A 22,459-nucleotide genomic window follows, 5' to 3' on the forward strand; every position below is an offset into this window, starting at 1 on the left:
TTCGGTATAGAACGACAACCGGAGTTATGATACAATGAGCACGAGCAAGTCAGGCTGTTTACAGATTTGACGAGCGGCGAATTGGCTTATGGACTTGTCCATAAGATGCCTACACGCAAGAAGCATTTCATCAGTTCCGATTGTCTGATATCGAAAGGAGACACACGATTATGGCAAAAGGATCTGTAAGAAAAAAAGGAAAGAAATGGTACTACCGCTTCTATGTAGAAGATGCAAGCGGCAATCTGGTTCAGAAAGAATACGCTGGAACAGAAAGTAAAAGTGAAACGGAAAAACTGCTCCGTCAGGCAATGGACGATTACGAAAGCAAGAAATTCATTGCAAAGTCGGAAAATATTACAGTTGGAGAATTACTTGATATATGGGCAGAGGAAGAATTAAAGACCGGTACTCTCAGTAATGGGACAGTCCAGAATTACCTTGGTGCTATTACCAACATCAAGAAGCATCCAATTTCAGAGAGAAAGTTGAAAAATGTAACATCTGAGCATTTACAAGCCTTCTTCGATCTGCTTTCCTTTGGTGGCACTTATCCAGATGGTTCAGAAAGAAAAGGTTACAGCAAAGATTACATTCGTTCTTTCTCGGCAGTATTACAGCAGTCATTCCGGTTTGCAGTATCACCAAAGCAATATATCACTTTCAATCCGATGCAGTATATTAAGCTGAAATACCAGACGGATGAGGTTGACCTGTTTTCTGATGATGACATGGATGGCGATATACAGCCAATTCCACGAGAGGATTATGAAAGACTGATTGAATTTCTACAGGATTACAATCCACCGGCAATACTTCCAATCCAGATAGCTTATTATGCAGGACTTCGTATCGGTGAAGCCTGTGGTCTGGCATGGCAGGATGTAAATCTTGAAGAACAGTGCCTTACGATCAGACGCAGTATCCGCTATGATGGTTCAAGACATAAGAACATCATCGGACCAACCAAACGAAAAAAGGTAAGGATTGTTGATTTTGGAGATACGCTGACTGAGATTCTTCGCAATGCCCGAAAGGAACAGCTTAAAAACCGGATGCAGTACGGAGAACTTTACCACAAAAACTACTACAGAGAAGTAAAAGACAAAAACAGAGTTTACTATGAGTTCTATCATTTGGACGGAACAGAGAGTGTTCCAGAAGATTATAAGGAAATATCCTTTGTCTGCTTAAGACCGGATGGAAGTCTGGAACTGCCAAGTACGTTAGGAATTGTTTGCAGGAAGATTGCTCAGAAACTGGATGGATTTGAAGGATTTCATTTTCACCAGCTGCGACACACCTACACAAGCAACCTTCTGGCAAATGGAGCAGCACCAAAGGATGTGCAGGAACTGTTAGGACACTCAGATGTCAGTACCACAATGAATGTCTACGCTCACTCCACGAGAAAAGCCAAACGGGAATCAGCAAAGTTACTTGATAAAGTGGCAGGCAACGACTAAATAAAACTTTCCCTTATTTCCCTTACGATTATCTCATAAGGGCAAAAATAAGGGAAAATACATATCATTTCACTAATGAATGGGCTGAAAAGCCTGTAAAATAGGGAAAGTTAGAAAGATATTTCGGCAAACAAGAATTTATTTTTCAATAGCTTCCGTACGAATAATAAATTTCACACTTCCGCTCATATCATCTTTTAAACCGGAGAAGGTATGATAAGACTGTCCTGCATCCAGTACCAGATCCACGCGGTCTAACAATGCTTCCACATCTCCGTGATATGCATCACTCAGTTTCTGAATACCTTCCTCATCGAACTGAATCATGCCGTCACTGAGTGTCTGTGCACCATCTTTCAGTTTTGCGGCTCCCGAGCTTAAATTTCCACTGTTATTATCCAATGCCGTAACTCCTGCTTTGAGTTCACCGCCTTTGCTGTTTAAGGTATTGACTCCTGCTTTCAAGGTTGCGCTGTTGCTGTCCAGTGTTTCAGCTCCGGCATTTAATGTCTGGATTCCTTTCATCAATTCCGGAACACTGTTGTTCAGACTCTGCATACCGACTGCCAGCGGTTGGATCCCTTCACCATATAATTTCTGGACACCTGCGCTTAATGTCTGAGCACCTGATACCAGACCACCGTTTTCAATCTGAGAAGCGATAGCCGTTTTTGCAGAAGCGATTCCACTCTTTGCACCTGCCACAGCACCCTGTTTTGCAGCTTCTGCGGCCATTCCGCCAATCTGGATGGATGTACCGTCAGCAATTCCACTGATAAGCTGGCTTGAGACATTTGACACAGAAGATGCTGACGCTGCTGTCATCTTATCTGCATATGCCTTTGCATCCGCTTCCAGTGCATCGCTCTTTCCTGCCTGTGCATATGCTTCTGCATTCAGCTGCTGATATGCAGTTTTGTATGCACCGTACATTGCCTGGCTAACACCATTCTCAACTTTGGACTGAAGTTCATCACTTCCTGTTAAAGCTGTTTTATACTGACCGGCTGCCTTTTTTGCGATTTCCTGATAGGTCTCGCCGTCTTTTGCAAACATCTGATTTACAGTTTCCTCTGCCTGGGCTGCTTCTTCCTCTGTCATTCCTGCATGCAAAGCAGCATCCAGCTGATCGATTCCGGCAGAAATCTTTTCTGCACCACTGACAATGCCATTATCACCTTCGAAATAAGTCTGCACCTGCATCGCACCGCTCACCAGCTGTGTAATACCATCTTTAAGATCTCCCGATTTATCTGCCAGCTGCTTCGTACCGCCTGCCACCTGAGCCACACCGGCTGTATAACTGTCCACACCGTTTTTCACCTGTGCCACACCATCTGTATAGGCGTTGATCCCACTCTTCAATGTGGAAACACCGGAAGTATAAGCATTGATACCGTTCAGCAAGGTACCTGTTCCGTCTGCCAGTTCTCTGCTTCCGGACACCAGCTGTGCAGATGCATCACTGAGAGAATCGATCGCATCTTCAATACCGGACAGATCGATATCCTGATCCACATCCAGTTCCTGTAAAATATCACTCATCACGAACGTCATCGTCATATCCAGTGAAAAATCTTTGACATCTGCAGTCACTTCCATATAATCCGGAATATTCACATCCTCCAGATTCTTGCTGTCAAGATCCAGGCTCTCGCACAAACCAGGAAATGCAAATCCCACAACCACCTGATTATTTCCGTCACTGACTACTTTTCCGTTTGTCACTTCCACATTTGTGAAGTTTTTATTCAGCATCATCCCGGTTACTGCCGCAAACGGCACATAGACACCATTCTCTGCTTTTTCCTTATTTGTGTAATCCGCACGGATCGTCACTTTTCCACTCTTGCCAGCCAGTTCCTCCGGTGTAATCTCCTCACCATCCAGATAATATGTCATTTTCATTTCGATTGGGAGATCACGATCTGTTTTTCCCTGATAGTAAATATCATTGCCATCTGCCTGCCAGGTCAGTGTTCCGTCTGCATTCTGCGTAAATTTTTCATCACCTTTTACATTTTCAATATCTGTCAGATCACTGACATCCTCGATGGTATCTGCACCGAGATAATTTTTCAGCCAGTCACTTACAATAACCTCATTGGGTGTTCCGTCCGGATCAGCCACCACATAAACGGTTTCTTCCTTTTCTGCTGCCGCGTCATTATCTGTTTTTGTCTGAGTTTTGAGCACCTGGGTCAGAACATCCTCCGCATCTGCAAAACGGTCTTCTGTGTCAGCATCACGCTCCTGTGTGGTTTCCTGAGCCGTTTTTGCTTTTTGTCCATAGACATGATACGCACCCACACCACCGGTCACGATCACTGTTGCCAGTACGCAGGCACCGGTACGAATTACTTTTTTTGATTTAAGAAACTGTTTTACTCTTGAAAATTTCATTTGCTTTTTTCTCCTTTTTCTTTACTCCAAAACCTGCGCTTGTTGCACATATTACCTTGTCAAATACCATATACATCGCCGGCAGTACAAAAATAACGACTACCATACTGATCAGGGCTCCCCGAGCCATCAGAATACACAGCGAACTGATCATGTCGATGTTGGAATAGATACCAACACCAAATGTAGATGCGAAAAAGCTCAACGCACTGACTACAATAGACTGGGCGGAAGATGCCACTGCATGCTGCACCGCATCCTTTTTCTCCATCCCGGCTGCCCGTGCACTCTTGTAATTGTTTGTCATCAGGATTGCATAATCAACAGTCGCACCCAGCTGAATGGTTCCGATTACAATGGATGCAATAAACGGAATTGATGTGTGCGTGTAAAATGGAATTGACATATTTACAAAAATTGCAAACTCGATAACTGCCACCAGAATGATTGGCAGCACCAGCGAACGAAACACCATTGCAATGATCACAAAAATAGCCACGATTGAAATCGCACTGACTACTTTAAAGTCTGTATCTGTAATAGTAATCAGATCCTTCGTACACGGAGCTTCACCAATCAGCATACCGTTTTCATCATAATCTGCCACAATTTTATTGATCTCATCAATCTGAGTATTTACTTCATCCGAAGCGGTCTTATACTCTGAGCTGATCAGAATCATCTGATATTTATCATCCTCGATGATTTCCCGGACGGACTGTGGAATCATATCTTTCGGTACCGAAGGGCCTACGATGCTGTCAATACCGATAGCCGTTTTGACACCATCTACCTTATCAATACGATCCAGCATTGCCTGCGCATCTTTTGCTTTCATATGACTGTCTGCCAGCAAAATGTGAGTGGAATTCATATCAAATTCTTCATCCAGTTTCTGGTTTGCCATGAAGCTTTGCAGATCCTCCGGCAGTGTACCGGCCAGATCATAATAAACTTCCGCATTTTTCTGTCCGTAAATAGCCGGAAGCAGAAGCACTGCAAAGATCAGCAGAAAAACAGGGAAACGTTTTGTCACAAAGCCGGACAATTTTCCAATATCCGGAAGGATTGCTTTGTGTCTCGTTTTTTCCAGTGGTTTATCAAAAATCAGAATCATGGACGGCAGGATCGTAACACATCCGATCACACCGAATACAACACCTTTTGCCATAACGATTCCCAGATCCATACCCAGTGTGAAACTCATGAAACACAGAGCAATAAATCCGGCCACTGTCGTAACAGAACTTCCCACAACAGAGGTAACGGTCTGGGCAATGGCATGTGCCATGGCATTTTTATGATCCTCCGCAAATATTTTCTTCTGATTCTCATAACTGTGCCACAGAAAAATCGAATAATCCATGGTCACACCGAGCTGCAGCACCGCACTCAACGCCTTGGTCACATAGGATATCTCTCCCATAAACACATTTGTTCCCAGGTTATATATGATTGCCATACCGATACTCAGCAGGAAAAAGATCGGAATCAGAAACGAATCCATGGTCAATGACAATACCACCAGCGACAGGATCACCGCCAGCAGTACATACACCGGAACTTCCTTGTCAGACAGATCCCGGATATCCGTAACAACCGCTGACATACCACTCAGGAAACACTGTTCATTGGAAATGGCACGAATCTGCTCCACCGCTTCCATTGTCTCATCCGCCGACATTGTCGTGTCATACATGATAAACATCAGTGTACCTTCATCGCTGAGAAATACTTTCTGCATCTTTTCCGGCAGCATATCTGTCGGAATACTGATATCTGCTACGCTGTCATACCAGAGCACTGTCTTGACATGATCCACATCTTCGATTTTTGCCTTCAGGGCACTGATCTCTTTATTCGACATGCCATCAACCACAAAGGTTGAAAACGCTCCTGTTCCAAATTCATCTACCAGGATATCCTGGCCTTTCATCGTCTCGATATTCTCCGGCAGATAGGAAAGAATATCATAATTCACTCTTGTGTGCAGATAGCCAAGCACGGACGGGATCAACAGCAGGATTGCTGCAATAAATATGATGATCCGCGACTTGACTACACCTTTTCCAAATTTCAGCATCTTTTCTCATCTCTTTCTGTTCTATATTTTACAACTGTATCAGCACCTCATAGGCAGGTGCCTGTTCGTTGTAATAGAATAGAAAAAAAGATTGGATAATAAAATATCCAATCTTTTTTGAGTGTATCACTTTTATATTCATTTTCTTATATATGCATACATTTTGTATACATATACGTTTTTTTGTATATGAGTAAAATACGCATATGTGTTATTTGTATTTATACTACTTACATTACCTGATTATCAGCAAACTGCGCAACTTACCAAAAGGAGTGTAAAGCGGACATTCGCAATCCGCTTTCGCTACTTGCTCATGAACGCAGTCGCTTTGCGACCTGTCAGTGGGAGCTTTTAACTCCCACTGACATAAGCATCCCCCTTACCCACCGCTTAGTGCTCTACGCACTTGAAGCGGGGGAATGCTTATTCTGCGTTCACATACCTCCCACCTTTAAATATCTGCCAGCACATCTGCCAGAGAACGTGTAATCATAAAACCATATACCTCCACCAGCTCTTCCGGTGAAATCTCCATACCGCTCTCAATCCAGGTCATCATGATATACGTCATCGTCTGGGAATAATAAGCCGCAATCCGCTCCGGGGTAAGCCACTGGTTTTTCGGAACTTTTCCTTTCATCTTCTCCTCAATCATGCCGGTAAGAAGAGAACGGATGCCAATCTCCACCATCTCCCGGAAGGAATTCTGACCTTCCATCCTTCCGACACACATGTAAAAATTTTTTTCTTTCTGCATCTTGGAGAAAATAATCTGCATCGCCTCATTGATCATACCATTTTCCACCAACGGCTGAATCGGAAGAAGGATATCCTGAACCAGAATCCACTCCAACAAACCATATTTGTCACTGAAATGGTGATAAAACGTCGGCCGGATCACTCCTGCCCCATCCGTAATCTGTTTGATTGTAATCTTTTCCACCGGCTGTTCACATGCCAGCTTCTTAAAACTCTGTGCCAAAGATACATTCACCGGTAGTTTCTGTCCATCATTCATGTTAAATTCCCCCATACATTCAAGTCGAACGCACGTGAGACTTGGTGCGTGATTCTGGTCAGCGAAAGCTGACATATTCTTTCAGAATCACTGCACATCCTCGCGGAGCGTTTATCTCAGTCGGAGATTGTACTCCCACTGAGAAAGATTTGTTATTACTCACCACTTGCAGAAGTGGGAGTCTCAACTCAGACTGAGATGAAAAATACAGTTCACCCGCGCCATTCGCAAAGCGCCCATTCGGGCTTTCCCGTAGCTGCGCTACTTTCTTTGCTCATAAAAAAGCGCTCCCTTCATCATTATGTACTCAGGTAATTCCTCATGCAAGCATAATCATTACCTGAATACATATGATGAGTGAACTGTAAAATAAAAAAAAGCGGGTGATGGGAATCGAACCCACGTATCCAGCTTGGAAGGCTGGTGTTCTACCATTGAACTACACCCGCATGTACAATATTTTGTTGTGTCAACTCATCGACAGGTGATATATTATCACATTTATACTTTGATGTCAACACTTTTTTTATAATAAATGCCCAGTTCCGGAATCGAACCAGAGACACGAGGATTTTCAGTCCTCTGCTCTACCAACTGAGCTAACTGGGCAATTGATTTGTTTATTCTATCTTATTTTTCTACTCCTGTCAAGACATTGTTCAAGTCAAATCGTGCGCCATTCACTCATTCTGTTACAATTCACAGCGTCATTCGCACAAAATACCCATACTGGGCTTACGACCAGCAGAACTTGTACTGGCAACATAGCAATATACGTTGCATCATCTGATAACGTATATTCGCAAAATCTACCGCTTATTAATATGATTCCTGCAACACATGTGCGAATGACGGTAGATCAATTTTCGTCGTTGGAGCGAGCATAGCCCGCCTCCGTGAGTGTGTCTGAGCCAACAGCTGTTTCTGCTGTGGGCGAGTTCGCGGGAGGAGGCGGAGATAAGCGGCGCAGCGCAAACAGAAAATTGTTCGTGTCATTGCACATGTGTTGCAGGAATCCATTTATATCGTAGATTTTGCGTTCATCACTTCCAAATTATTTAGCGATTTTCCATTGTCTCGAAATACTTCTGTGCATTGATCAGTTCTCCATCCTGCACGGCATGTACATACTGGCCATCTGCCATCTGTATTCTCGCCTTCACATTATCGGACATGATCACATCGAAGATATGAAGCACACGTTTTTTGATATCTTCATCATAAATCGGTGTTGCCACTTCCACACGACGTGTGGTATTTCTGGTCATAAAGTCTGCAGAGGCAATATATACCTCATCATTTCCGAAAATATAGATTCTGGAATGTTCCAGGTAACGTCCCACAATACTGCGTACAGTAATGTGATCTGTCGCTCCCGGAACTCCTGCAATCAGACAGCAGCTTCCGCGCACGATCAGCTCAATATCCACACCAGCCTGAGACGCTTCCATCAGTTTCTCAATAATCCGTTTATCTGTCAGGGAGTTCATCTTTGCACCAATATATCCGGGTTCTCCGCGTTTTGCCAGTGCAATCTGCTCATCCATTTTAGAAAGAATCTTGTTACGCAGACATTTCGGTGCAACCATCAGATATTTAGTTTCCTGCATCACCTGACCGAGACAAAGTTTGTGGAATACTTCATTTGCTTCTGCGCCAATCCCCTGATGCGCTGTCAGCAGTGAGAAATCTGTATATAGTTTTGCTGTTTTCTCATTATAATTTCCGGTTCCGATCTGTGTGATATAAGAAATATGACCTTCCTGTTTCTTTGTAATCAGGCAGAGCTTGGAATGAACTTTCAGTTTATCCAGACCATACAGGATCCGGCAGCCTGCGTCCTCCAGCCGTCTGGACCACTCAATATTATTTTCCTCATCAAAACGGGCACGAAGTTCCACCAATGCCACAACTTCCTTACCGTTTTCTGCAGCATTGATCAATGCCTCAACGACTTTACTGTCATTTGCCACACGGTACAGTGTCATTTTAATAGATACGACATTCGGATCTTCTGCTGCTTCATTCAGCATATGAAGGAATGGCTGCATGCTGTCATATGGGAAGAACAGGAAGCGGTCTTTCTGCTCCACCTGTTTCATGATGCTTTCTGACATATCGATATCTGCCGGGATCTGCGGTGTATACTTATCATAAAACAATTCCTTTTTACTTCTCAGCAAATCACGGATTCTTGAGAAAAAGGACAGATCCAGCGGTGCTTCCGAATGGAAGATATGCTTTTTCTTCAGATCCAGATAGCCACACAACGTATCCAGAACAGACTCATCCATCAATCGCGTATACTCCAGTTTGATCGAACATAATTTTCGTCTGCGGCTTACCAGCTGTTCCATTACCTGACGGAAGTCTGTATCATCATCATACATTTCCTCATCCGGATCAATATCAGCATTTCGGATGATACGGATCAGTGATTTACTCTTAATCTTATACCGGTCAAAAATCAGCGGAATATAATGCAGAATCAGTTCCTCACGGAGCATGAAACGATTCTCATGTCCCGGGATCCGCACCAGACGCGGAATCACATCCAAATCACAAGGCACGATCCCCAGTTTGTCCCGGTTTTTCTTTTCCAGCACAACCACTGCATAAATATCTTTATTTTTTAAAAACGGAAATGGCTGTTTTTTACCAATGATCTGCGGTGACAATAACGGGCGTACTTCATGTTCAAAATAGGAATCCAGAAATTCCACATCCCGTTTTTCCAGTTCGGAATAACTGCAGATTTCCACTCCCTGCGTCTCCAGTCCACGTTTCAGTTCTGCATAAGCAGCATCTTTACGCTGTGTCAGTAGTTTCACCTGCTCAAAGATCGCAAACAGCTGTTCCTGACAGGTCATATTTGTCTTATTATCACGGATATCTTTGGATACCAGCATCTGATCATACAAAGAACCGACACGTACCATAAAAAATTCATCCAGATTACTCTGGAAAATAGATGCAAAAGATAAACGCTCACAAAATGGATTCGATGTATCCTCAGCTTCCTCTAAAACTCTTGTATTAAACTTTAACCATGATAATTCTCTGTTGTCATAACATGAATGAACCATTGTTCCCCCACTCCTCATTGTCTGTTCTGTTGTTACCTGTACTTCTGTCCCATGCCCATCTCTTTCCGATACATTTGTCTCCGCCATGTTTCCATCTGCGCTCTGTGCCTGTACGGTTGTTGCATTTACCGTCTGTAATTCCATATCTGATACCTCTTTCATCATTTTTGCTTCCACAGGTATCTTCTGAATCACATTTTCAGGCATTGGCTGTACACTTTTTTCACCGTTACCCCGAGGTGCCATACTGTCTTTTTGCTGATGCACGGGTTTTCTGCCAAATAATCCCCGTATTATATTTGCAATTCTGCTCATATTTATTTTATCCTCTTATGCTTTCTCTTATGCTTTGCAAAATCCCTGCGTATTACTAATAATATTTCTTTTGAAATTTTGCCGCTATCAGCATTTTATAAAATTCTTGTAAAGTCAATGTAAAACACAATGCCTGAAACAGTTCTTTTTTCTTACTCTACGATAACCAATTCGTCGCCTACCTTGATGGTTCCGCCTTCTAATACTTTAGCAAACACCCCTTCCCGCGGCATAATGCAGTCTCCTACTACTTTATAAATCTCACAATGGCTGTGACATTCTTTACCAATCTGTGTCATTTCCAGCAACACATCATTGCAACGAAATTTTGTACCCACCGGAAGATTTCGAAAATCATATCCATCTACAATCAGATTTTCTCCAAATGCACCAAACTCCACAGCCACACCTCTGGCACGAAACTCCTCAATCTTCTGCAGTGAAAGCAGACTTACCTGACGATGCCAGTGTCCGGCATGCGCGTCACTTTCGATGCCCCAGTCTGAAACAAATTTCGCCTCTGAAACTTCATGCTTCTGTGTTCCTCTCTTTTCACTGATACAGATTCCTCTTACAATTCCCATATTCCATACTCTCCTATCCCTGTAATATCTTTATTCTACCATCTTTGGAGCCAAAAAAAAAGGACTTCCGGAGAAGTCCTTTTTATTTTAATAATGGGCGGAGAAGGATTCGAACCTTCGAAGGCATCGCCAGCAGATTTACAGTCTGTCCCCTTTGGCCACTCGGGAATCCACCCATTTAACGAAATGAGACATTTCTGCGCTCATTTCGTCATTTACTATATCACGTTCTTGCTTTTCATGCAAGCACTTTTTTCAGTGCGGCTTCATCTGCAACCAGCGTAAAATCCGGATGCAACTGAAGAATGGATGCCGGTACTTCCGGTGTCACAGGACCGAAAAATGCTTTCTGTACCGCATCGGCTTTATCTTCGCCGGATACAACCATTACCACTTTCTTTGCCTGAATGATATCACAGATTCCCATCGTAAATGCCTGACGCGGTACATCATCTGCACTGGCAAAGAACCGTTTGTTTGCTTCAATGGTAGATTCTGCCAGATCTACGCAATGTGTGCCCTTTGTAAACACCTGATCTGGTTCATTGAAACCAATATGTCCATTACGTCCGAGTCCGAGAAGCTGCAGATCAATGCCACCCAGAGATGCAATCTGATTATCATAACGCTCACACTCAGCAGCCACATCTGTATTTTTTCCATTCGGAATAAACGTATGATCCTCACGGATATTGATTGCATCAAAAAAGTTATGACGCATGAAATATACATAACTCTGATCACTTGTAATATCCAGTCCTACATACTCATCCAGGTTCACGGAATAGCATTCCGAGAAATCAACATCCCCTTTGTTATACCAGTCAATCAGCTGACGGTAAGTGCCAATCGGACTGCTTCCGGTTGCCAGGCCAAGTACACAGTCCGGTTTCATGATTACCTGCGCGGAAATAATATTTGCCGCTTTTCTGCTCATCTGATCATAATCTTTTGATTTAATAATTTTCATTGTAAAAACCTCCTCATTTTATGCATTATTCATAGAAAATCCATTTCTTTATGCTACTGCCAGATCTGTCCACCGATAATAACTTTTTCCAGTTCCAGATGTTCATCCAGAATCAGAAGATCTGCCCGTGCACCTGTCCGGATACAACCAATCTCCCGCTCCATTCCAATGGCCTTTGCCGGAGTAGAGGTAGCTGCCATTACAGCCTGTTCCAATGGCACACCAAAAGATACCGCATTTCGAAGCCCATCCATCAGATGAATGGAAGAACCTGCCAGTGTTCCGTCTGCCAGTGTTGCTTTGCCCTCTTTCATCCATACCGGCTGACCGCCAAGTTCATATTCTCCCTCCGGCATTCCCGCACAGCGCATAGAATCCGAAATCAAATTCAATCTGGCGCCAAACAGGGCAGCTGTCATCCTCACAACCGACGGATGGATATGAAAACCATCACAGATCAGTTCGACGGTAGCACCTGCATCAAATGCAGCACCAATGATTCCCGGCTTCCGGTGATGAATTCCATTCATGCCGTTAAACATATGCGTAACATGGGTAGCACCTGCCTCGAAAGCCGCCTGTGCCATCTTATAGTCTGCCACAGAGTGCCCCAGGGAAACCGTACAAAGTCTGCTGGCCTGTCGGATAAATGCCAGATCCCGATCTTCTTCCGGAGCCACTGTGATCATGCATACCTGTCCACCGCAGGCTTCGTTTAATTTTTCCAGTTCTTCCATATTCGGTTTCTGCAAATACTGTGCATTCTGTGCCCCGCGTTTTTCATAACTTAAAAACGGTCCCTCCAGATGAACTCCCACACAATGCGCTCCATCACTTTCAAAATCACGGATGGCATGCATTGCATGCAGCAGTGATTTCTCCGACAGCGTCATAGTAGTCGGACACCAGGATGTTACACCTCTCTGTGCATAATATCGTGACATCCGGCGCAGACCATCTGCATCTCCATCACTGGCATCTGCATTTACCGCTCCATGTGTATGAATATCCACAAGTCCCGGAATGATATATTTTCCGGTCGCATCTATCATTTCTCCATCTGACAGCTCCTGTACTGTCACATGGGTATCACCACCGGTTATGGCAGTAATCCGATCCCCACATAAAATATCTGATTTTTCAAATCTTCCTTCGGGCAGAAAGACCTGTCCGTTTGTTATATACATCTCTTCCATCTCCTTCGCTATGCATATCTTGCATCTTTTTTCAAAGAATTGCAAGCCTTTTTTTCTGCATTTTTTACGCTTCTGTTTTGACCCTGTTTCCCCCCTGTTTTCTTCCGTTTTATCGGTTGCACTCCCCAAAAAATAAACGTATAATAGATAAGGTTAACAGAGAACACGCAAAAGAAGTCTGACATTTCTGCTATTTTTTATTCCATAGCATATGTCCGTCTTCCAAGGAATATATTTCATAAACACAGGAGGATATGAAAATGAAAAAACCAATATTAGTCGTTATGGCAGCTGGAATGGGCAGTCGTTACGGAGGATTAAAACAGATGGATCCGGTTGGCAGTCATGGAGAAGTAATTATGGATTATTCCCTGTATGATGCCCGCCGTGCCGGATTTGAAAAAGTTATTTTCATCATCAAACATTCCATTGAAGATGCATTTAAAGAAGCCATCGGTGATCACGTTTCCAAATATATGGAAGTTGCTTATGCATATCAGGATCTGGATGATCTGCCGGAAGGCTATTCCGTACCGGAAGGCCGTGAGAAACCATGGGGAACCTGCCATGCAATTCTTGCAGCAAGAGATCTCATTGATGCACCATTTGCTGTGATCAACGCAGATGATTATTATGGAACTACCTGCTTTAAGATCATTTATGATTACCTGTCCACACACAGTGATGATGACAAATATCGTTACTGCATGGTTGGCTATCAGTTAAAAAACACTGTTACAGAAAATGGTTCTGTTGCCCGCGGCGTGTGCACGACAGACGCTGATTCCAATCTGATCAGTGTTGTTGAGCATACACAGATTGAACAGCACGAAGGCGGCATCCGCTTTACTGAAGATAAAGGTGAAACCTGGCATGAGATCGATGGAAATACCATTGTGTCCATGAATCTCTGGGGATTCAGTGAAAGCTTTATCAAAGAAGCAAAAGACCGCTTCGCAGCATTCCTGGATGATGCAATGGTGAATAATCCGCTGAAAGGGGAATACTTCCTTCCATCCGTTGTCAGCCAGCTTCTGGATGAAGGCAAAGCATCTGTAAAAGTATTACAGAGTCCGGACAAATGGTACGGCGTTACTTACCGCGAAGACAAACCGGGAATCGTAAAAGCACTTGCAGACAAAGCTGCCGACGGATTATATCCGACACCATTGTGGCAGTAATCGTTATACAGATAAAGGAGAAGATATTATGATACAGATTAAACCTGAGATTTTTCAGGAAGTTCTTTCTGCCTATGACCTGGGTGAAGGCACTATAACTTACAAGGCCTATGGGGAAGGTCACATCAACAACACAAGCCTGGTAACCGTTACCGGCAAAGAGACACACAGATTTATCCTGCAGCGCATTAATACAGATATTTTTACCAATCCAAAATCCCTGATGGAAAATATCTGCGGCGTTACTTCTTACCTGAAAGACATCATCGCAGAACGCGGTGGAGATACAGAACGTGAAACCATGACAGTTGTATACACCCGTGACGGTCAGCCATACTATACTGATTCCACACAGGGTGCATGGCGTATTTATAAGTTCGTAGAACATACCATCTGTCTGCAGCAGTGCAGAAATACTGAGGATTTCTACACTTCCGCCAAAGCATTCGGACAGTTCCAGAAAAACCTCTCCGGATACGATGCTTCCACACTGCATGAAACGATTCCGGATTTCCATAATACCCCGGATCGTCTGCGCAAATTCAAAGAAGCCCTGGCAGCCGACACAATGCACCGTGCCGCTGACATTCCGGAAGAGATTGATTTTGTACTGAACCATGAGGCAGACTGTTCACACATGACAGATCTGCTGGCAGCCGGAAAACTGCCTCTCCGTGTTACACACAACGATACAAAATTAAACAACATTCTTCTGGATGATAAAACAAACGACGCACTCTGCATCATTGATCTGGATACCGTCATGCCGGGTCTGGCAGCCAACGATTATGGTGATTCTATCCGTTTCGGTGCAAATCACAGTGCCGAGGATGAACCGGATCTGACAAAAGTAAACTTCTCTCTGGAACTTTTTGAGGCTTACACAAAAGGATTCCTTGAGATTGCAGGAGATGCCCTGACACCATTGGAGATTGAGACTCTCCCTTGGGGAGCTAAACTGATGACACTGGAATGCGGCATGCGTTTCCTGACCGATTATCTGGAAGGTGACCATTACTTCGCTGTACATCGTCCGGGACAGAACCTGGATCGTACCCGCACACAGTTCAAGCTTGTCCGTGACATGGAAGCACATTGGGATGAGATGAATGCTATCGTACGCAAATATGCAGCTGTAGCTAAATAGATTTTTTCTTATGTGGTAAAAATTTAAGATTTTAAAAAGGAGATTGTGTCATTTCATCTCACGAGCTAATAATCGCTCTATGAGAAAAATGACACAATCTCCTTTATTTATGCATAAAGAAGCTTTTAATTATTGCAGCTCACAATTCCTTTTTTGCCATCCAGTGTCACAAAAGCACCGGATTTCAGAATCTGTGTTGCATTTTCTGCCCCGATCAGTACCGGAATATCAAGGCTCAGTCCTGCAATCGCACCGTGACAATTTATACTGTTTTTCTCAAGGATCAATCCGGAGGACAGACGAATCTGCTCCATCATTTCATTACAGGTGTCTTTTGCAACGATAATATCTCCAACCTTGAATTTCTCTTTCAGTTCCTCTGCTGAGTTTACCACACACATATTGCCGGAATCAACTTTATCATTCAGACCTTTTCCCTGCATCAGAATATGTCCTGCCACATGCACTTTGATCATATTGGTAGTACCGGAGATACCCAGTGGTACACCGGCAGTCAGAACAACGATCTCACCCTGTTTGATCAGTCCCATCTCCTCTGCTTTATCAACTGCATGATCAAATAACTCGTCAGAGTTGTGTTTTAATTCTACCAGCAGCGGTGTAACGCCCCAGGAAAGACTCATTTTTCTGCATACGTCTTTGTTTACAGAGCATCCGATGATCGGGCAGGCCGGACGGTATTTTGATACCATACGTGCAGTACGACCGGAATTGGATACTGTGATGATTGCAGATGCATTCAGATCCATGGCTGTGGTGCAGGTTGCATGTGCAATAGCATTGGTAATATCCGGGTTTGTCAAAATGCTGCGTTTCTTCAATCGAGACATATAGTTGATATCCTGTTCGGTACGGGATGCAATCTTCACCATAGTCTGCAGTGCTTCCACCGGATAATCACCGGCAGCAGTTTCACCGGAAAGCATGATGGCACTGGTTCCGTCATAGACAGCATTTGCTACATCCGTTGCCTCCGCACGGGTCGGACGCGGGTGTTTCATCATGGAATCCAGCATCTGTGTCGCTGTGATAACCTGTTTTCCTGCTTTGTATACTTTTTCGATCAAGATTTTCTGGATAACCGGTACATCCTCCATCGGAATCTCAACTCCCATGTCACCACGTGCTACCATGATGCCATCAGATACCCGGATAATATCATCGATGTTATCCACACCCTGTTTATTCTCAATTTTAGCAATAATATTGACACTCTTGCAGTCATGTTCTTCCAGAATCTTACGGATCTGCAAAATGTCATCGGCAGTTCTGGTGAAGGATGCTGCAATAAAATCAAATCCATTCTCGATACCAAACACAATGTCGCTGTAATCTGTCTCACTGATAAACGGCATAGAGAGTTCCACGTTCGGCACATTGACCCCTTTTTTGTTAGAGATCATACCACCGTTGATTACCTCACAGACAATATCTGTTCCATCCAGGCGAACAACTTTCATTTCGATCAGACCGTCATCGATCAGAATACGATCACCAGCTTTGACATCATTGTGAAGATCCTCATATGTGATGGCAACACGACTGGCATCACCGACAAAATCACCAAGTGCCAGTGTAAATAACTGTCCTTCTTTCAGTTCTGCCTTACCACCTTTCAACTCTTTCAGACGAATCTCCGGACCTTTTGTATCTAACAGTGCTGCTACCGGAAGATCAAGTTCCTCCCGCAATGCTACCAATTTATCCAATCGTGCTTTCTGTTCTTCATGGGAACCATGTGAAAAATTAAAACGCGCAACATTCATTCCTTCCTGCATCAGCTGACGGAGTACATCACCTTTATCTGTGGAGGGTCCCAGTGTGCATACAATTTTTGTTTTTCTGATTTCTCTCATATTTCTATATTCCTTTCCTATGAAAAAGTGCAAAGAGGATAATACACGATCTGCATTATCCCCTTTTTATTTTATTTCTTTATAATTGTACCTGTCTGCCCAGCCATAGCTGCTTCAATACTTCCAAGCTTTGTGATCAGAACACTACGTGTTGCATAATCACCAATATAGGAAATGGCTGTTTCAATCTTCGGAAGCATGGTCCCCTCTCCAAACTCTCCCTCAGCGATATATCTCCGTGCTTCCGCACAGGTCATCTCACGAATCGATTCCTGTTTATCTGTTCCGTAATTCTTATAAACGCTCTCCTCACCGGTCAGAATGATCAGCATATCCGCCTCGACACCATCTGCCAGCAATCCTGCAATGAGATCTTTCTCAATGACTGCACTTGCGCCTTTTAAAACAGTGCCCTGCTCCAGTACCGGAATTCCTCCGCCACCGGCTGCAATGACAACCTGATCCGCATCCATCAGTGTATTTACAGCATCCAGTTCCACAATCTGATGTGGCATCGGTGCCGCAACGATTCGACGATAGCCCTCCTCGGTTCTAACAACATGGTTTCCTTTTTTCTCTTCTTCTTCCGCTTCTTCCTCAGTCATAACACGACCAATAATCTTGCTCGGTTTGTAAAAAGCCTCGTCATAAGGATCTACGATAACCTGTGTCAAAAGTGTGGATACGGTACGGTATACACCGCGGTTCATCAATTCGGTACGAATCGCATTCTGCAGATCGTATCCGATGTAGCCCTGACTCATTGCTGAACATACAGACATTGGTGTCGCTGTATAATCTGTATACAGTCTGTGAAACTCAGACATCGCTGTGTGGATCATTCCAATCTGCGGTCCGTTGCTGTGTGTGATAACCACCTGACAATCATCCTGTATTAAATCAGCAATTGCTTTTGCTGCGCGGCAGGTTGCTTCCTTCTGCTCCGGAAGCGTTGTTCCCAGTGCGTCATGTCCAAGTGCAATTGCAATTCTTTTCTTCTTCATCTCAACTGCCTCCAATACTCGTAAAAGTCTGTTTCATACATTTTAGCACAAGATAGGGACAGCGTAAAGCAGTTTTCATACAGAAGAAAGATTCCATTCAAATTGATGACTCTGCATGATGTACCGTTTGTTCATTTATGATGATACCGTATATACGGTACAGGCATACGTGTTTCCTTAGTTTCCATAGCCAAAAAACTGTTCCAGACTATTGCTGCCTCCGTTGTTTCCATATCCTGGGATAGAATACTGTCCGTTGGAACCGGACTGACCACCGTTGTTCTGATTTGTTGTATTAGTCTGCTCCTGAGATGCATTATCCAGTGTAACTTTTAATGTCTGCTCCTGATAACCTTTTCCGTCACTGCTTCTCTGGATTGTAACCTCTACAGTCTCACCGGCTTTGTAATACTGAAGTTCCTCTTTTAACTGAGAAATCGTGGTAATGGTTGTATTACCAAGCTTTGTGATAATGTCGCCTCTCTGGATACCGGCATTTGCTGCTGCACCGCCATCTGTGGTTCCGCTGACATAAACGCCTTCCGGAACATTATATTTTTCTGCCTCTTCTGATGAAACATCCTGTCCTGTAATATTTAGAAATCCATAATTACTGGTCAGTTTGTCTCTGGTCTCCTGATTCATCAGATTTTCAATGATACTCTGTGCTTTGGACATCGGGATTGCAAATCCCATACCTTCCACTTCATCGCTGGCATATTTTGCACTGTTGATGCCGATAACTTCACCTTTCATATTGAACAGCGCACCGCCGCTGTTACCAGGGTTAATAGCTGCATCTGTCTGTAACAGAGTTGCTGTTGTATCATCGATAGTAACTTCACGGTCAACTGCACTGATGATACCGGTTGTAACAGACTGGCCAAAACCAAGTGCATTTCCGATGGCAACAACCTGATCACCGACTTCCATCTGCGTGGAATCGCCCAGAGTTGCGATGGAGATACTGTTTAACACATCCTCGCTGATATCGGAAAGCTGGATGGCAATAACAGCCAGATCGTTATTGGGATCCGTACCTTTGATCTTTGCATCAAAAACGGCGTCTTTATTATCATTGAAGCATACCGTTAAGGATTCTGCACCGGATACTACATGGTTGTTGGTTGCGATCAGAAGCTCTGTATCATTCTTTCCGATGATAACACCGGAACCACTGCCGGTACTCTGCTGCTGCATAGTTCCGAACATGGTCTGTACTTCCTGCACACTCTGATTTGTAATCGCTACAACCGAGGATTTACACTGCGATGCAATTTCTGCTACGGCATAGGTTCCATCAGTGGAACCAGATGCATCGGTTTTCTTGTTGCCGGAGTTTGTGCTCAGTTTTGCAGCATTAGTCTCCAGATTTGCAGCTGCAACTGATTTTGCTGAATTCTTTCCGATTGCGAAAGATCCAAGGATCATACCACCGGAAATTGCACCAAATAAGATTGCACAGCACACTACTTTTGCATATACATTCATGCTGTGTCTGTGTTTTCTTCTCTGCTGTGGTGTCTCCTGATGATTGCTGTTCCGGTCACCGCCAACGTGATCCTGTTTCTGATGATTCTTGATATAGGAATAACGGTACTGGGAAGCGCCCTCGGTTCCTTTGATATGATCCTCATCAGTCTGAGCTTCACAATTCTGCGTCTGATCTGTCTCGGAAGTCTGAACGGTATCTGCCTGTGCAGCATCTGCTGTTTCTTCCACATCCTGTGGCGGTGTCACAAAATCGGATTCCTCAAACATTTCCTCAGTAGCTTTGTTCGTAGCAGAATCCTCTGCATCATTTTTTACAGTTTCTACATTTTCTATATTGCTTTCATTTTTTACTTCTGATTCATTATTTTCTGTGTTCATTTTGTTTTCTTTATTCTCAAGCATTTTTCTCTGCCTCCTCATCTTTGATGAGTATATCATACGAAACGATTGTAGTAAAACTTTGTTGAGATTGTGAAAGAATTGTGAATTATGAATCGTTTTGTATCCTGCGCCGCCTCAATGTCATCATTACCAATAATAGACGGCATGTAGCCGCACTTCTTATTATTTGCCATACACTTCAGCATACCAACCGCGGAAATATCATTGGCACAATAGATCGCTGTGGGGCGATCCTCCTCGGTCAGCAGGTGTTCCATCATTCGGAAGCCTTCCCTCTCTGTCTGCCGGCGCAGACAACTTCATCCGTAATACCGCTCTTTACCCGAAGTAACGTATCATTTTAATTTATCATCCCGAAAAACGTTCCACTTCCACAATTCGATTTCCCCGTTTTTTCTTCCAGATCATCAGATATACGTTATATTCCACGGAATCCTGCGCTGTTGTAAATGGTTCTTCCCGCACCAGTGTGACCTGCTTTCCCTGAGCTTCCAGCTCCATTTTACGCTGTACTGCCTGCATCAGAATTTTCTCATATAACTGCTGTGATATTCCTCCGACTGCCGATACAGTTCTCTGCTCTGATGCTTTTGTATCACATACTTCTCTTTTTCCAATTTCTTCCTTCTTGAATCCGGCGTCTTCTGATTTAAGCTTTTCTGTTTTATAGCTGCGCACCGGGTAACCTTCGCTTGCCCGCATCAGTTTTTCTATCAGCAAATCTATCACAGCTCCATGTCTTGTGCGATGCATCATCCATGCCAACAATCTGCTCATCCCCTTTCCTTGATGCTTTCGATAGAATGTTAACCACCAAAGCAGACTGTGATCATCAGCTTCTGCTGCCAGTTCCTCCATGATGGAAATTGCCTGCTCTGTCGGTTCCCAGACCCCATCCATCGGCACAATATATTTTTGTGAAACAGCCGGATAGCAAGCATAGTTCAAAGGTGGAAAATGCACCAGTTCCGCCAGTTTTTGCTCTTCTTCGCCGGCAGCATCCGCCCCCAGATACTCGCATTTTGTATGCAGAATCGCAATGCGGTATTCTAACTGTCGTAAATATTCGTATCCCTTCACCCAGAAATGCCCCAGATCTCCGTATCGGTACAAATGTGTCTCAACTTTCAAATCCTCAAAAAATAATGTCACGACACTGTCACCCTGATGAACTACCAGTACATAGATACAGCCATCCTCCGTATCTTCCTTGCTCAATTCTGCTTCCAGTTCCCCCTCATAATCCGGCTGATACTGACCGGTCATTTTCGCATTGATAAAGACCAGAAAACTTTCTACTGCGTCATTCATCAGATAGACAAGACGGAGTTCTGACTGTTTTTCATTTTCCGGAAAAATCAATTCAAACTGATCCTGCCAGAGCAGTTCCTCCAGCATTTCAAAAGGATTCAATTCTGTCCTCAAATCATTCTTTTCCAACGTATATGTCCTCGTCTTCTTGTATTTCTTCTGATTTTATACTACCTCTTCCTAAAATGTAAACAGGGATACCTGTTTTTTGACAGATATCCCTTATACAACCCTTTATTTTCCATTCACCCAGCACCTTTCCTTGTTGGAACAGAACGCATACACTGCTATTTTCTACGTTGCAATCTAACTATCATCATCCTGCTTTTGGTCTCCGGATTCCGAAAAACACAACAACCCCTGCCAGAATCAGCACCAACAGCATGATTAGTGCGCTCATATAAGACTGTGTGCTTTCATACAGTTTTCCGGCCACAGATGCAATGATCAGGTTTGTATTAATCAGGGAAAAATATGTGTTTTTACATTGCTTATTATTTCGTGTATAATAAAGAACAGACAAAGAAGGAGGGAACATGTACATAGGATTAAAACAAATTTAAAACCAACTGACGGATTGCCCAACCCTGCTGACATCATCCGATGGCATACATGCACTGACCGGTTGGAGTAATTTGAGTGAATCCAGCCGGACCTTCTGCCATCCGAAAATGCAGTTTCTGCTGGACTATGACAAAAAACATCATTCTGAATTTGCCTATACGCTGTACATGTATCTGACTCACGAACGAAACCTGGTTGCTACCTCAGAGGCCATGGATATGCACCGTACCTCTCTGATCTATCGTTTCAAAAAAATCAATACCCTGATCGAGAAAGATTTTGACGACTACCGGGATCGGATGTACCTGATTCTTTCGTATGAATTCAAGTCGAACGTACGTGAGACTTGGTGCGT

The 22,459-nt window shown here is 43.6% G+C and carries 16 protein-coding genes and 3 tRNA genes; 4 read left to right on the forward strand and 15 right to left on the reverse strand.

Features of this window, described 5'->3' with window-relative positions; genetic code table 11:
• Nucleotides 1–170: 170 nt before the first annotated feature.
• Nucleotides 171–1,466 (forward strand): tyrosine-type recombinase/integrase, encoded by a 1,296-nt coding sequence (locus HMPREF0373_RS13355; protein ID WP_021740286.1) that lies wholly within the window; start codon nucleotides 171–173, stop codon nucleotides 1,464–1,466.
• A gap of 138 nt (nucleotides 1,467–1,604) precedes the next feature.
• Here the strand turns inward: HMPREF0373_RS13355 and HMPREF0373_RS13360 are convergent, their stop codons facing one another.
• The 10 genes from HMPREF0373_RS13360 to nagA all read right to left on the reverse strand — a co-directional run bounded on the left by HMPREF0373_RS13360 (nucleotide 1,605) and on the right by nagA (nucleotide 13,115).
• Nucleotides 1,605–3,869 carry a hypothetical protein gene (locus HMPREF0373_RS13360; protein WP_021740287.1) on the reverse strand — a complete coding sequence of 755 codons (2,265 nt, stop codon included), beginning with the start codon at nucleotides 3,867–3,869 and terminating at the stop codon, nucleotides 1,605–1,607.
• Nucleotides 3,838–5,952 (reverse strand): efflux RND transporter permease subunit, encoded by a 2,115-nt coding sequence (locus tag HMPREF0373_RS13365; RefSeq protein WP_021740288.1) that lies wholly within the window; start codon nucleotides 5,950–5,952, stop codon nucleotides 3,838–3,840. Before HMPREF0373_RS13365 ends, HMPREF0373_RS13360 begins: the two co-directional genes overlap by 32 nt.
• A 454-nt stretch (nucleotides 5,953–6,406) precedes the next feature.
• On the reverse strand, nucleotides 6,407–6,973 hold the full coding sequence (locus HMPREF0373_RS13370; RefSeq protein WP_044964502.1) for a TetR/AcrR family transcriptional regulator C-terminal domain-containing protein: 567 nt from the start codon (nucleotides 6,971–6,973) through the stop codon (nucleotides 6,407–6,409).
• A gap of 378 nt (nucleotides 6,974–7,351) precedes the next feature.
• Nucleotides 7,352–7,422 (reverse strand) — tRNA-Gly (locus HMPREF0373_RS13375).
• 87 nt (nucleotides 7,423–7,509) lie between these two features.
• A tRNA-Phe gene (locus HMPREF0373_RS13380) sits at nucleotides 7,510–7,582 on the reverse strand.
• 449 nt (nucleotides 7,583–8,031) lie between these two features.
• Complete coding sequence (gene ppk1, locus HMPREF0373_RS13385) at nucleotides 8,032–10,374, reverse strand: polyphosphate kinase 1 (protein ID WP_021740292.1); 2,343 nt, start codon at nucleotides 10,372–10,374, stop codon at nucleotides 8,032–8,034.
• 152 nt (nucleotides 10,375–10,526) lie between these two features.
• Nucleotides 10,527–10,958 (reverse strand): MOSC domain-containing protein, encoded by a 432-nt coding sequence (locus tag HMPREF0373_RS13390; protein ID WP_021740293.1) that lies wholly within the window; start codon nucleotides 10,956–10,958, stop codon nucleotides 10,527–10,529.
• A 94-nt stretch (nucleotides 10,959–11,052) separates the two neighbouring features.
• A tRNA-Tyr gene (locus HMPREF0373_RS13395) sits at nucleotides 11,053–11,134 on the reverse strand.
• Between the two features lie 62 nt (nucleotides 11,135–11,196).
• Complete coding sequence (nagB, locus tag HMPREF0373_RS13400; protein WP_021740294.1) at nucleotides 11,197–11,928, reverse strand: glucosamine-6-phosphate deaminase; 732 nt, start codon at nucleotides 11,926–11,928, stop codon at nucleotides 11,197–11,199.
• Nucleotides 11,929–11,981: 53 nt separating this feature from the next.
• Nucleotides 11,982–13,115, reverse strand: a complete 1,134-nt coding sequence (nagA, locus tag HMPREF0373_RS13405) for an N-acetylglucosamine-6-phosphate deacetylase (RefSeq protein ID WP_044964505.1) — start codon at nucleotides 13,113–13,115, stop codon at nucleotides 11,982–11,984.
• Between the two features lie 269 nt (nucleotides 13,116–13,384).
• On the opposite strand from nagA, the gene HMPREF0373_RS13410 reads away from it, so the two are divergent.
• Nucleotides 13,385–14,305: a sugar phosphate nucleotidyltransferase gene (locus HMPREF0373_RS13410; RefSeq protein WP_044964508.1), complete on the forward strand. Its 921-nt coding sequence runs from the start codon at nucleotides 13,385–13,387 to the stop codon at nucleotides 14,303–14,305.
• A 28-nt stretch (nucleotides 14,306–14,333) separates the two neighbouring features.
• On the forward strand, nucleotides 14,334–15,452 hold the full coding sequence (locus HMPREF0373_RS13415; RefSeq protein ID WP_021740297.1) for a phosphotransferase enzyme family protein: 1,119 nt from the start codon (nucleotides 14,334–14,336) through the stop codon (nucleotides 15,450–15,452).
• 125 nt (nucleotides 15,453–15,577) lie between these two features.
• On the opposite strand, the gene pyk is transcribed toward HMPREF0373_RS13415, so the two are convergent.
• The 5 genes from pyk to HMPREF0373_RS13440 all read right to left on the reverse strand — a co-directional run bounded on the left by pyk (nucleotide 15,578) and on the right by HMPREF0373_RS13440 (nucleotide 21,669).
• Nucleotides 15,578–17,329 carry a pyruvate kinase gene (pyk, locus tag HMPREF0373_RS13420; protein ID WP_021740298.1) on the reverse strand — a complete coding sequence of 584 codons (1,752 nt, stop codon included), beginning with the start codon at nucleotides 17,327–17,329 and terminating at the stop codon, nucleotides 15,578–15,580.
• Nucleotides 17,330–17,400: 71 nt separating this feature from the next.
• Nucleotides 17,401–18,333: a carbamate kinase gene (arcC, locus tag HMPREF0373_RS13425; protein WP_021740299.1), complete on the reverse strand. Its 933-nt coding sequence runs from the start codon at nucleotides 18,331–18,333 to the stop codon at nucleotides 17,401–17,403.
• A 177-nt stretch (nucleotides 18,334–18,510) separates the two neighbouring features.
• Nucleotides 18,511–20,229 (reverse strand): S1C family serine protease, encoded by a 1,719-nt coding sequence (locus HMPREF0373_RS13430; RefSeq protein ID WP_049946847.1) that lies wholly within the window; start codon nucleotides 20,227–20,229, stop codon nucleotides 18,511–18,513.
• 32 nt (nucleotides 20,230–20,261) lie between these two features.
• On the reverse strand, nucleotides 20,262–20,489 hold the full coding sequence (locus HMPREF0373_RS13435) for a LacI family transcriptional regulator (protein WP_021740301.1): 228 nt from the start codon (nucleotides 20,487–20,489) through the stop codon (nucleotides 20,262–20,264).
• An 88-nt stretch (nucleotides 20,490–20,577) separates the two neighbouring features.
• Nucleotides 20,578–21,669 carry a DUF3878 family protein gene (locus HMPREF0373_RS13440; RefSeq protein ID WP_021740302.1) on the reverse strand — a complete coding sequence of 364 codons (1,092 nt, stop codon included), beginning with the start codon at nucleotides 21,667–21,669 and terminating at the stop codon, nucleotides 20,578–20,580.
• Nucleotides 21,670–22,175: 506 nt separating this feature from the next.
• Between HMPREF0373_RS13440 and HMPREF0373_RS13450 the strand changes: the two genes are divergently transcribed.
• On the forward strand, nucleotides 22,176–22,459 hold a 284-nt coding region (locus tag HMPREF0373_RS13450), incomplete at its 3' end, for a helix-turn-helix domain-containing protein (RefSeq protein ID WP_044964514.1).

Source organism: Eubacterium ramulus ATCC 29099, from assembly GCF_000469345.1.
In the GTDB taxonomy this organism is placed as follows: domain Bacteria; phylum Bacillota; class Clostridia; order Lachnospirales; family Lachnospiraceae; genus Eubacterium_I; species Eubacterium_I ramulus.

Bases quoted from the DNA above. Each gene is read 5' to 3' on its own strand.
- ppk1 (WP_021740292.1), bottom strand. From the start codon at position 10,374: ATGAGCAGAATTGCAAATATAATACGGGGATTATTTGGCAGAAAACCC.
- nagB (WP_021740294.1), bottom strand. From the start codon at position 11,928: ATGAAAATTATTAAATCAAAAGATTATGATCAGATGAGCAGAAAAGCG.
- nagA (WP_044964505.1), bottom strand. From the start codon at position 13,115: ATGTATATAACAAACGGACAGGTCTTTCTGCCCGAAGGAAGATTTGAA.
- HMPREF0373_RS13435 (WP_021740301.1), bottom strand. From the start codon at position 20,489: ATGATGGAACACCTGCTGACCGAGGAGGATCGCCCCACAGCGATCTAT.
- HMPREF0373_RS13360 (WP_021740287.1), bottom strand. From the start codon at position 3,869: ATGAAATTTTCAAGAGTAAAACAGTTTCTTAAATCAAAAAAAGTAATT.
- HMPREF0373_RS13430 (WP_049946847.1), bottom strand. From the start codon at position 20,229: ATGCTTGAGAATAAAGAAAACAAAATGAACACAGAAAATAATGAATCA.
- HMPREF0373_RS13355 (WP_021740286.1), top strand. From the start codon at position 171: ATGGCAAAAGGATCTGTAAGAAAAAAAGGAAAGAAATGGTACTACCGC.
- HMPREF0373_RS13365 (WP_021740288.1), bottom strand. From the start codon at position 5,952: ATGCTGAAATTTGGAAAAGGTGTAGTCAAGTCGCGGATCATCATATTT.
- HMPREF0373_RS13370 (WP_044964502.1), bottom strand. From the start codon at position 6,973: ATGAATGATGGACAGAAACTACCGGTGAATGTATCTTTGGCACAGAGT.
- arcC (WP_021740299.1), bottom strand. From the start codon at position 18,333: ATGAAGAAGAAAAGAATTGCAATTGCACTTGGACATGACGCACTGGGA.
- HMPREF0373_RS13410 (WP_044964508.1), top strand. From the start codon at position 13,385: ATGAAAAAACCAATATTAGTCGTTATGGCAGCTGGAATGGGCAGTCGT.
- HMPREF0373_RS13415 (WP_021740297.1), top strand. From the start codon at position 14,334: ATGATACAGATTAAACCTGAGATTTTTCAGGAAGTTCTTTCTGCCTAT.
- HMPREF0373_RS13390 (WP_021740293.1), bottom strand. From the start codon at position 10,958: ATGGGAATTGTAAGAGGAATCTGTATCAGTGAAAAGAGAGGAACACAG.
- pyk (WP_021740298.1), bottom strand. From the start codon at position 17,329: ATGAGAGAAATCAGAAAAACAAAAATTGTATGCACACTGGGACCCTCC.